Source organism: Achromobacter deleyi (assembly GCF_902859705.1).
Classification (GTDB): domain Bacteria; phylum Pseudomonadota; class Gammaproteobacteria; order Burkholderiales; family Burkholderiaceae_B; genus Achromobacter; species Achromobacter deleyi.
Window position 1 is genome coordinate 1 of sequence record NZ_CADIJO010000070.1, and the last position, 515, is coordinate 515.

General features: G+C 62.7%; 1 protein-coding gene. It reads left to right on the plus strand.

What is annotated here, in order from left to right:
- Nucleotides 1–98: 98 nt before the first annotated feature.
- A partial coding sequence (locus HV798_RS31590) for a two-partner secretion domain-containing protein (RefSeq protein ID WP_246289368.1) occupies nucleotides 99–515 on the plus strand: 417 nt, incomplete at its 3' end.

The window sequence follows — 515 nt, forward strand, 5'->3', positions numbered from 1 at the left end:
CTTTTGGCTTTGTCGATAGTCCGCGGGTTCTGGGCGGGCTGAGGGTCGGCTGTCTTGGCAACGGTTGTGGTTTCACCCCTTGCCGAGTCTTGCCCGATATGTCGACGTTACACCGCACGATTGCCTGGTTGTTGGTCTTTGCGCAGATCTGGACGCCCGTGCTGGCGCAGACCTTGCCGATTTCGGTAGACCAGAACGTGGGTGGGCAGAAGCCCGTGGTGGGCGTGGCCAATGGCGTGCCGGTGGTGAACATTGCACCGCCTTCGGCCGGTGGGGTGTCCAACAATCGCTACACGCAGTTCAACGTCGGTCCGTCCGGCGTGGTGCTCAACAACAGCGGCGCGGCCAGCCAGACACAGGTGGCAGGACAGGTGGCGGGTAACCCGATGCTGGGTAATCAGCGTGCCACCACCATCCTGAACCAGGTCACGGCGCCCAATCCTTCGCAACTGCGCGGCATGCTGGAAGTGGCCGGTAATCGGGCGAACGTCATCGTTGCGAATCCGGCCGGCATC